We start from the raw sequence: 10,169 nt of genomic DNA on the forward strand, positions 1-10,169 counted from the left end.
CATGTTAAGGTGTTGGATTTTTTGGTAAGTCTTTCCGGGCAATATATAAAAATCTCGATACATCTAATTTTTTTCCTCTAAAAAATTGCGGGGAGGAAATATAAAGTTCTTCTTTTGCACGCGTGATGGCGACGTACATAAGCCGTCTCTCTTCTTCTAACGCTTCAGATGTGTCAGTTACGCGGTCATTTGCATCTTTTAAAGAAGACGAATGAGGCAGTATGCCATCGCTTGCTCCGAGTAAAAAGACACACGGGAATTCCAGTCCTTTTGCATTGTGAATGGACATAAGAGATACGGCATCTTTTTGTTGCATTGTTTTTAATGCTTCCATTTCTTTTTGGCTTTGAATAGCTGCACTAATAAATTCTAAGTAAGCAGGAATATCAGTAAAACGAGTTGCTGATTCCATAAGTTCTTCAAGCATTTCTTCTTGGATGTCTTTATGCATCGTAAAGGAAGAACGGTCATTACTTTGTAAGTACTCTAAGTATTTACCTTTACCTTTAATAATTTCTTTTAGTGCTTTCTTTGGTTCTAATTCTTTAATGAATTTAATGAAGTCAATTCGTTCGTTTATTTTTTTGACTTGGAATGGTTTTAAACTCGGGTTCAGCAATAGAAAATGCAGGAGGGAAGGGAATCTTCCTTCGCCGTATTTCCATTGTTCACGTTCAATAAATGAGATGCATTCATCACGGCCGATATACATCGTCGGCAATATGCTTGAGAGCGATTCGATTTGAAACGGTTCATATGCGAGACGTAGCTGATCGAGTACGGGCTTAATTAAAGAATGCTCATAGAACGATTGGCTTGCACCGTGTTTAATAAACGGAACTTTATGAATTGTAAGCTGGTCAAGTAAAGAACGGCTGACAGAATGTGTACGATACAGCAAACAGAAGTCTTTGTATTCTCGTTCGCCACTCGCTACTTTATCTTGAATGAGTTGCAGGATTTGATTTGCTTCATCAAGAGTAGTTGCAGGACGCGCATAAAATGGCTGTATACCTTCTTCATGAACGGAATATAATTCTTTTTTAAAGCGTTCTTGATTGAGTTTAATCACTTCGTTTCCAAGCCCCACGATAAAAGGATTAGAACGATAATTTGTATTTAACGCAATAATGGTTGTATCATCAAATTCTTTTGGAAAGGATAAGATAATTTGATGGCTTGCACCACGCCAGCCATATATCGCTTGATCGTCATCTCCCGCGATAAATAAATTATTTCGCGGCGAAGCTAACAGTTTTACAATCTCATATTGCGCATACGACGTATCTTGAAATTCATCGACTTCAATGTAATGGAATCTATTTTGTAATTGTGTTAATAAAGGTGCGTTATTTTCAAGCATATAGAATGTTTCTAGTAAGATATCGTCAAAGTCTATATATCCATATCTTTGTTTTACATCTTCATAACGTTCATACACTTCACGAAATTCTTGTTCAACGGGTGTTTTTGCTTGGACATCTTTTGGACGATTTAATTTGTTTTTTTCGAGTGAAATCATTGCGAGCATCGTTTCAGCGTCATAATCGTCTTTTAAGCGCAATTCTTTTAAGATTTTCTTTATCATAATTTGTTTATGTTTTTCATTTGCTAAGATCTGCTGGTTGTATCCTTGACTGCGAAGTAATTTTAAAAAGACGGAATGGAATGTACCTGCGACAACATAGCGGCTTGCAGCATGGTTCATACCAGGTAAGTTTGCTACACGGCTTCGAATTTCTTCAGCAGCTTTTTGTGTAAACGTAAGCAGTAAAATGTTGCGTGGATGAACATTTTTTACATTAATTAAATAGCCAACGCGAGTTGTTAAAACAGATGTTTTCCCGCTCCCAGCTCCAGCTAATGTAAGAACGGGACCTTCTGTCGTTTGCACAGCTTCTAATTGTTTTTCATTTAAATACACACCTTGCTGCTCTAGGGCGCGAAAATAAGCCGCATCGTTATCTTTCTCTACAATTAAATTGGCAGAAGTTTTTGGAATATGATACGTGGCTTGCGGAACGTCAGCGTGTGTTAATGATTTTTGTGAAAATTTTTCTTGAGTCATATATTCACCTTCAAAACTATAGCATCAACTTTTAACTTTAGCGGAAGAAAAAGAAAATAGCAATGAAAAAAACAGGAGGGGGTTACCTCCTGTTTAGAAAATCATAATTCTTTTATCATAACAACATGTGGTATATCAGCTTCTATAAACACATCGGAAACGGTTTGATATCCGAGTTTCTTATAAAAGGATTCAGCCTGTGTTTGGGCATGGAGTTTCAACTTTGCTAGCGACTCTTCCTTCGCATATGCTTCGAGCGCGTCCATAATGATTTTTCCGATTCCTTTTTTGCGATGAGAAGAGAGGACGCATATCCGTTCCATTTTCCCGATGCCATCAACAATGCGAAAACGACCTGCCCCAACTGGAATATCCTTATCATATATGACGATGTGTTTAGAAGTTTCTTCAAATTCATCGTATTCTTCTTCAGCAGAAACATGTTGTTCTTCAACAAAGACTCGTTTACGTACAGAGAATGCGTCTCTTAGCTGTTCGTCTGTTTGTACGATTTGTGCTTGCAAATTAGTTGTTCTCCTTTCCAATATGGAATGTTTCATATACTGTCCATGTTTCATTTTCTAATTGATATAGAAGGTGGAAGCGGTCGATTGGTTGCTCGTAATAAAAGTCTTTCATACGTAAGCGACCTAATACATCAGCATGCTCTGCATCTGATAAATTTTGTCCAATTGTTAAATGTGGTACGAATGCATATTCACGCTCTTGTGTGAAGAATCCTTTATGCATTTCTTCATTTAACAATGTAAGTTCAGGTGTTTTTTCTACTTTGAAATAAATAACATTATTAACAGGTGCAAATGAGCTTACCTTTCCAACATGAAGGGTAAACGGATTTGTTTTGTTTGCAATTGCATGTAGTTCTTGTACAATCGCTTCTAATTGTTCATCTGGTGCCTCAAAGGGTGTTTTTAATGTGATATGTGGTGGAACCAATGCATAATGCGGATCGTAACGCTTACGCAATCCGTTTGCTTTATCTTGAATCATTTTTGATGGAAAAATCACAATGCCTAGTTTCATCTTTATATTCCTCCCTTTGTAAGTCTAGTTAGATTTCGAGAAAATAAATCTCTTTTTCTATTATATCAAATAATTCTGAACACCGCTTCCTATTATTTCATTGATAGAATATAAGAAAATGCTTTTGGTAAATCATTTTGCCAATATTTCCATGTATGATTGCCTTCAAATTCTTCGTAATGTGTGATGAAGTTTCTTTCTGTAAGTAATGCATGCAGCTCGCGATTTGGCTCTACAAAATCAGAAACTTGTCCATCCGTTCTTTTTACAGCGGTTTCTTCCGTCCCAATTACATGATAAATTTCCAATGCGTGTGGTTCTGTAAAATCTTTTGCAAGACTAAGCACTGTTTCATCAACAAATGGTGATTGCATAACGACTTTACCGAATGTATGCGGATACATAAGTGCTGTCATAAAGGACACTGTACCACCAAGGGAATCACCGATTAATACACGACCTTTTCCCATTTGATAGGTTGGATAATTTTCATCAATATATGGAACGAGTTCATGCGCAAGGAAACGAATGTATGCGCTATTTTTTACATCGTTTGGAAAGTATTTTTCTTTACGATCGTGAACATTTTTATATGGAATACCGACAATAATTGTTCGGTCAATTTCTTCATTTTCACGAAGACGTTCAATTACGCGGTGCGCTTTACCAAGCTGAAAATAATCTCTTCCGTCCTGTGCAATTACAACGGTGTGTTTGTGCAGCGGCGTGTAATTAGCTGGTAAATAGACGAGAAGTGTAATCTCTTCTTGAAGTGATGTACTGTAAAATGAAAGTTCTTCTATTCTCCCTGTTGTTTGATTCATATATGATCCCCCTAAATAAAAATATGCTGTAGTTGCCCTGTGAGGGTAGCGCAGGTAGTGAAGATGTAAGGATGCATCTACTACTGTGCTTCTCATTTTCTATTTTACCATAATGGTAAGAAGAATCTAAAAAATTAGTATTTATATGATGGAAGAAAGATTGAGGTAAAAGCTTTTTTTTAGACGGAAGAGAGGGTCTGGCGCTGGTTAGAAGTGATTCAGCCCACATCCCAAGTGAAAACAAAACGAGGCAGTAAGTGTGGGTTCCCTTTTGTTTTTCGCAACGAAGATTTATATGTTGAAAGATTAAATTAGGTTTATATATAATGAAGTGGGAATTTTTAAAGAGAGAGGGGTAAAGCAACTTTGAAACAAGAAAAATCAATTGCACTACCATTAGCAGTTTCCATTATAGCTATTTCATTTGCAGCTGTTTTCGTAAAGATGTCCTCAGCGCCATCTTCAATTTTAAGTATGTATCGGTTATGGATTATTGTAATCTTTATGCTTCCGATTGTTTGGAAAAAGCGTGAAGAATTTCGCGGAATTCAAGCGCGAGATTGGTGTTTTTTAATAGGATCAGGATTCTTTTTAGCACTTCATTTTCTTTTATGGTTCGCATCTTTAAAGTTTACAACTGTTGCCAGCTCAACGATTATTTTAGCGCTCCAGCCAATCGTATCGCTAGTTGGAGGTTTTTTTCTGTTTAAAGAAAGAACGACTTATTCAGCGATTGCCACAATGGGGATTGCTATCCTTGGTGTAATGTGTATTGGATGGGGAGATTTAGGGTTAAGCAGAGAAGCGATATTCGGGGATATTTTATCCTTTTTAAGTGTAATTGCAGTTGTTGGTTATTTATTCATTGGGCAAACAACGGTAAAAAAAGTTTCGCACTGGATTTATAGCTTTACCGTGTTTGCATTTGCGGGAATATTTATCGCTATTTATAACGTAATCATGAGTGTGCCGTTTACAGGATATTCTACGTGGGACTGGTGGATTTTCAGTTTGCTTGCGATTGTACCAACCGCTTCACATATGATTAATAACTGGCTATTAAATTATGTGAATGCCACAACGATTTCAATGAGTATTTTAGGAGAGCCTGTTGGAGCATCGGTACTTGCGTTTTTCTTGCTTGGTGAGAAGTTAAATATGATGCAAATTATCGGAAGTATTCTCGTATTGTTCGGTGTATTTATTTTCTTGTTGCAGCAGCAAAAGCGCGTGCAGAAAGAACCAGTACACAGCGCAGCAGTTACGCAAGAGCTGTAGTGTATTTATAGATAGTTAGTAAGCTGCTAGGAGAAATCCTAGTAGTTTTTTTAATATAAATGCAATTTGAAAAAACGAAATAAACCCCTTTCTTTTTAGTTGGGAGAGAGGATCCGCCGATGGATAGAAGTGGTCAGAGCCTTTTTTAGCCCCATGCCAAGTGGAATCAAAGAGAGAAAACGAGTGGGAATCTCCTTTTTGTTGAGTACAAATATTACAAATAAAATCGTTACATTTACAATAAAGATGTTTAAAAGCGTCATTCATGTTATTCCGTTCAAGTGCGATCTTCTTGAATAAGAGAAAGGATTATTCTTAAGTAAATCGAAGTTAATTCAGGAGATGGCATTTAGTTTCGCATCGAAACAGATTACTCAACACTAAGGAGGAAATCAATTATGAGCGACGCACAGACATTACGAGGACTTACCACAGTCAGTTTTTGGACGGATGATCTGGCAGCAGCAAAGAAGTGGTACGCTGAGCTAATGGGCATCGAACCATACTTCGAACGTCCAGGATATGCCGAGTTTCGCCTTGGTGACTACCAGCACGAGCTGGGCCTGATCGATAGCCGCTACGCGCCCGATAGTTCAGCGATCGGGCCGGCCGGTGCTGTAGTGTACTGGCACGTCGACGATGTAACAGCAACCTTCAAAAGGCTGCTGTCTATGGGAGCAAAAGAGTACGAGGCACCCACAGAGCGCGGCGAGGGGTTCATCACTGCCTCCGTAGTCGACCCCTTTGGGAACATTCTAGGCATTATGTACAATCAGCACTATTTAGAGGTTCTGGGTTCGACCAGAAAAGCATGACCCTCTCACAGTTCATAGAGGTTTGGTAAGTTGTACTGTCTATGCAGGGTAGCTGTCTCGATTTATGTGTTGAAAAATCAAAATAGATTTATATAGTCTCAAAAGTTTCCTAGTATAAATTGGTATATAATGGGTATTGAGGTGGTTTTATATGCACTTTCCATCAAAAAAAGATGCATGGTTATATCCAATTTATTTTGCGGGAGTCGCTACTTGTTTAGCTCCTTTTCTGGCAGGCAGGGATTATTTTCTTCTATTTTTCACCATTCCTTTTGTAATTCTTCTTATTTGGAGCTGGTTTACAACAGGGTATAAGGTAGAAAATGAACAGATCATCATTCGATATGGGCTGATGAAAAAAAGGATTTCAATCAAAGATATAAGAAAAATTTCAAAAAACCAAAATCCACTAGCAGCTCCGGCATTGTCTTTTGATAGACTGGAAATACTTTATGGTTCTCAATTTGAAACAGCCCTTGTTTCCCCTCGAGATAAGCAACAATTTGTTTGTTTGTTAAAAAGTATCCATCCACAAATTGAAGTAGAACATCATATAATGAACGATTGATAAGAGTGGTCTCAAGGACCACTCTTATTTATATTCCCTCGAGATACAGGGGGAAACGAGGAAGAGAGGCGGGGGATGAAGACTTCCCACTGATTAAAGTTTCACTTTATATTTTGCTATTAAAATTTAATATTTGCTGGCTATATAAGTTGTGAAGTTGATATGTATATGAATTGTATGAAAAGCCGAATAACTAAGACGGAATTTTCATAAATAGTAAAAGGAATCAAATTTGCTTTTATGTAAAAAATGGAAACTTTACTTAATTTTTCCCAGAGGGGAGAGTGGAAAGAAAATGGAATTAATTAGATGGGCTGTTGAACTAGGAGCCTCAGTACATGGTAATACACCCAATGAACTATTACCTGCATTAGAATATTATTATGATCGAGATCATTTGAAAGCCTTTTTGATTGCAGGTATTCTTCTTGAAATGGAGTTGTCACCGAGTCAAAGAGAAATTGTTGAGCTGAAACGATGTGTATCAGCGTACTATGCGGGATTATACAAGATTGGAAAAAATTATGCTGATAAGCTTCTAGCTGAGCATCCTGAAGTAGTTCTTTACCAAAATAATGTAAAAGCATTTGAAGAGTATTTCAACAGTTATTATGACTATTGTCTTTACATATGGCCATATACGTATGGGAGTTTTATAGATGTTGCCAGAGCTTTAAAGTGGAAGTTAGAACAGCAGGGGAAAACGGTAATTATATCAGAAACACTATTAACAAACACGAGTGATACAATAGTTTTTGGTGCACATTCATATGTCCGTACCCCTGGTGAGATTCCAGAAGATGCGATTATTTATAATTTAGAGCAGCTATATGATGGGTGTCCGTATGATAATATTATTTATCGTAATATATTAAAAAACAGGATAGTGTGGGATTACAGTCCTCAAAATATTGCTTGGTTGAAAAAGAAAGAATTAGGAAAAGAAGTGAAACGTGTCAAAATGAATTATGCTCCTACTTTAAAAATTAAAACAGATACTTTTATAAAGCCTATCTCTGAAGATATTGATGTATTGTTTATCGGTGCTATGAATGGACGCCGTCAAGCAGTTTTTGATCAGTTAAAAAAGCTTGCACCAGATTTAAATATTATTTTTAAAAGCAATGTATGGGGAATTCTCAGAAATGAACTTATAGTAAGATCCAAAATTATTTTAAACATACACTACTACTTAACTGGTATTCTTGAAACACCGAGAGTTTCTCACGCTGTCGCGAATCATAAATTTATTATTTCTGAATCTAGTAGCCCTGAAGATGAAGTAGAGTGGCCGGGAATTGTTTTTGTCCCCCATGAAAAGATTACGGAGACAGTTCTAGAGTATCTCCAAAAGCCAGAGGAACGTAAAATGTTAGCAGAGAAGGCACATGATTATTTTAAATCACAAGACTAAATAAAATTGAACTCGCCCCCACTTTAATAAAGTGGGGGCGAGTTCAATTCGGATTTGTTATATAAGGCTGAACATGAACAACACATAAATCTCGAAATTTCCCTTCAGCAGTTGTTACAATCATGACTGCTCGTCCAGGGTTTCTTCCAGTTATGATTGCTTTGTCATCATCTGCATAGACTGTTATGACGTCAGGATTCATATTTGTCCATATAAGCCCTTGATTTGTTGCTTGAACTGGGAGAACAGAAGCAGATAATTCAGCGCTTTGCCCTACTTTTATTTTTAATTTATTTTTTTGTATATGCACACCAATTACAGATACAACAGAAGGAGCGAGTGAAATTTGAGGTTTTGACTGTATGTTTGGACAAGAAGAATTTGTAATAAGTGATAGTTTTTTTGAATTTTGGTGTTGTAGTGATGCCATTATTCTAAAGTCTCCTTTCTGTATAAGTGTTGATACTCATACTATAACGAAGTAGTGTTATGGTAGATTTAACGAAATATAAAGAAATTGTTAATTTCAAGGAGAGAATTGTCGAACAATGAATAAAAAAAGGAACCTCCGCTTTTATGATGAAAGCGGAGGTTCCTTTTTTAAAAAATATTATGCAGTTTTCTCAAATTCCTCGAACTGCTTTTCAACTTCTTTTGAAGGTTTTGTTAATAAACTAATGATGATAATTGCAAGTAAACTTGCTGTGAAACCTGGAATCATTTCATATAGGAAATCTTTTAAAAACTTAAATTGTGTCCACGTGATAACAGTTGCAGCACCAGCGATCATTCCAGCTAACGCGCCCCATTTTGTCATACGTTTCCAGTATAAGCTTAGTAAAACGACAGGACCAAATGAAGAACCAAATCCAGCCCAAGCATAGCCAACAAGCGCTAGGATTGTGTCGTTTTGTTTAAATGCTAATCCACAACCAATAAGTGCGATAACAAGAACGGCCATACGACCAACAAATACAAGCTCACGATCAGATGCAGAACGTTTAAAGAATGTTCGATATATATCTTCCGTTACTGCACTTGATGTAACAAGAAGCTGAGAAGAGATTGTACTCATAATAGCCGCTAAAATAGCTGCTAATAAAAATCCAGTAATTAATGGATGGAATAAAATGTTACCTAGTTCAACGAAAATTGTTTCTGGGTCAGAGAGCTTTAATCCCGCTTTTGAATAGTAAGCGATACCGATAAGACCAGTAAACATAGCTCCTACTACAGAGAAAATCATCCAGCTCATACCAATTCGGCGTGCGCTTTTAATTTCTTTTACAGAAGAGATGGCCATAAAGCGTACGATAATATGAGGTTGTCCAGCATAACCAAGACCCCAGGCAAATAATGAAATAATACCTAATACGGATGTTCCTTTAAAAATATCTAATAGCGCTGGGTCAATAGATTTAATTGTATCAAATGCTGGTCCAAGGCCGTTTACATTCATAATTGTTACGACCGGAACAAGGATAAGAGCAACCACCATGATGATTCCTTGAACGAAGTCTGTCCAACTTACAGCTAAGAAGCCGCCGAATAATGTGTAAGCTACAACAACGCTTCCAACAATAAGTAGTCCAACATGATAATTTAAGCCAAATGAATTTTCGAATAATACAGCACCTGAGACGAATCCTGAAGCTACATAAAATGTGAAAAAGATCATAATAACAAGTCCAGAAACAAGACGTAGCATATGAGATGCATCATGGAAACGATGCTCTAAAAATTCTGGAATCGTAATAGAATTGTTTGCAATTTCTGAGTAGGTACGTAAGCGAGGAGCGACATAGATCCAGTTTGCGTATGCGCCAAGTGTTAGGCCAATCGCAATCCAGCTACTACTTAATCCAACGCTAAACATTGCACCGGGTAATCCCATTAACAGCCAGCCACTCATATCAGCTGCTCCCGCACTTAATGCTGTTACTGCGGGGCCTAGTGTACGCCCGCCAAGCATATAATCTGTTAAGTTGGATGTTTGTTTATAGGCAAAATAGCCAATGACTAGCATCCCGAGCATGTAAATAGAGATAGAAGTTAAAATTAACATCTGCGTACTCATGTAGTTCCCCTTCCTTTTGTGATATCTTTTGATGAATTTTGCATATTTATAATCTATCATGATTATTCCGGAAAATCCATA

Annotated in this window: 10 protein-coding genes; 4 read left to right on the top strand and 6 right to left on the bottom strand. The window is 37.1% G+C overall.

Annotation, left to right across the window (positions count from 1 at the left end; all coding sequences use genetic code 11):
• Positions 1–4: 4 nt before the first annotated feature.
• The 4 genes from NSQ40_RS06545 to NSQ40_RS06560 form a co-directional block, all read right to left on the bottom strand.
• A complete protein-coding gene (locus NSQ40_RS06545) occupies positions 5–2,068 on the bottom strand; it encodes an ATP-dependent helicase (protein WP_098158631.1) in 2,064 nt (687 codons plus the stop codon).
• A 101-nt stretch (positions 2,069–2,169) separates the two neighbouring features.
• The gene (locus NSQ40_RS06550; RefSeq protein ID WP_003195962.1) at positions 2,170–2,592 is read right to left on the bottom strand and encodes a GNAT family N-acetyltransferase; all 423 of its coding nucleotides are present in this window, start codon (positions 2,590–2,592) and stop codon (positions 2,170–2,172) included.
• A gap of 1 nt (position 2,593) precedes the next feature.
• The gene (locus NSQ40_RS06555; protein WP_003195963.1) at positions 2,594–3,112 is read right to left on the bottom strand and encodes a YjcG family protein; all 519 of its coding nucleotides are present in this window, start codon (positions 3,110–3,112) and stop codon (positions 2,594–2,596) included.
• A 92-nt stretch (positions 3,113–3,204) separates the two neighbouring features.
• Positions 3,205–3,936, bottom strand: a complete 732-nt coding sequence (locus tag NSQ40_RS06560) for an alpha/beta hydrolase (protein ID WP_018764047.1) — start codon at positions 3,934–3,936, stop codon at positions 3,205–3,207.
• 366 nt (positions 3,937–4,302) lie between these two features.
• Here NSQ40_RS06560 and NSQ40_RS06565 point away from each other — a divergent pair, with 366 nt between their 5' ends.
• From NSQ40_RS06565 to NSQ40_RS06580, 4 genes are all read left to right on the top strand, one after another.
• Positions 4,303–5,214, top strand: coding sequence for a DMT family transporter (locus NSQ40_RS06565; protein WP_098158632.1), 912 nt, complete (start codon positions 4,303–4,305; stop codon positions 5,212–5,214).
• Positions 5,215–5,612: 398 nt separating this feature from the next.
• Positions 5,613–6,029, top strand: a complete 417-nt coding sequence (locus NSQ40_RS06570; protein ID WP_098158633.1) for a VOC family protein — start codon at positions 5,613–5,615, stop codon at positions 6,027–6,029.
• 151 nt (positions 6,030–6,180) lie between these two features.
• Positions 6,181–6,597, top strand: a complete 417-nt coding sequence (locus tag NSQ40_RS06575) for a PH domain-containing protein (RefSeq protein ID WP_098158634.1) — start codon at positions 6,181–6,183, stop codon at positions 6,595–6,597.
• Positions 6,598–6,892: 295 nt separating this feature from the next.
• Positions 6,893–8,011, top strand: coding sequence for a glycosyltransferase family 1 protein (locus tag NSQ40_RS06580; protein WP_341286078.1), 1,119 nt, complete (start codon positions 6,893–6,895; stop codon positions 8,009–8,011).
• A 43-nt stretch (positions 8,012–8,054) separates the two neighbouring features.
• Here NSQ40_RS06580 and NSQ40_RS06585 read toward each other — a convergent pair whose 3' ends face one another.
• Together NSQ40_RS06585 and putP are read right to left on the bottom strand one after the other, a co-directional pair.
• A complete protein-coding gene (locus NSQ40_RS06585) occupies positions 8,055–8,444 on the bottom strand; it encodes an Ig-like domain-containing protein (protein WP_041488302.1) in 390 nt (129 codons plus the stop codon).
• Positions 8,445–8,621: 177 nt separating this feature from the next.
• On the bottom strand, positions 8,622–10,088 hold the full coding sequence (gene putP, locus NSQ40_RS06590; RefSeq protein ID WP_018764053.1) for a sodium/proline symporter PutP: 1,467 nt from the start codon (positions 10,086–10,088) through the stop codon (positions 8,622–8,624).
• Between the last annotated feature and the right edge of the window lie 81 nt (positions 10,089–10,169).

Origin of the sequence: Bacillus sp. FSL K6-6038 (assembly GCF_038050455.1) — a bacterium.
In the GTDB taxonomy this organism is placed as follows: Bacteria; Bacillota; Bacilli; order Bacillales; family Bacillaceae_G; genus Bacillus_A; species Bacillus_A pseudomycoides.

What these genes read in the sequence shown, in the direction of transcription:
- NSQ40_RS06545 (WP_098158631.1), bottom strand. Translation starts at nt 2,068, where the DNA reads ATGACTCAAGAAAAATTTTCACAAAAATCATTAACACACGCTGACGTT.
- NSQ40_RS06555 (WP_003195963.1), bottom strand. Translation starts at nt 3,112, where the DNA reads ATGAAACTAGGCATTGTGATTTTTCCATCAAAAATGATTCAAGATAAA.
- NSQ40_RS06560 (WP_018764047.1), bottom strand. Translation starts at nt 3,936, where the DNA reads ATGAATCAAACAACAGGGAGAATAGAAGAACTTTCATTTTACAGTACA.
- NSQ40_RS06570 (WP_098158633.1), top strand. Translation starts at nt 5,613, where the DNA reads ATGAGCGACGCACAGACATTACGAGGACTTACCACAGTCAGTTTTTGG.
- NSQ40_RS06575 (WP_098158634.1), top strand. Translation starts at nt 6,181, where the DNA reads ATGCACTTTCCATCAAAAAAAGATGCATGGTTATATCCAATTTATTTT.
- NSQ40_RS06580 (WP_341286078.1), top strand. Translation starts at nt 6,893, where the DNA reads ATGGAATTAATTAGATGGGCTGTTGAACTAGGAGCCTCAGTACATGGT.
- putP (WP_018764053.1), bottom strand. Translation starts at nt 10,088, where the DNA reads ATGAGTACGCAGATGTTAATTTTAACTTCTATCTCTATTTACATGCTC.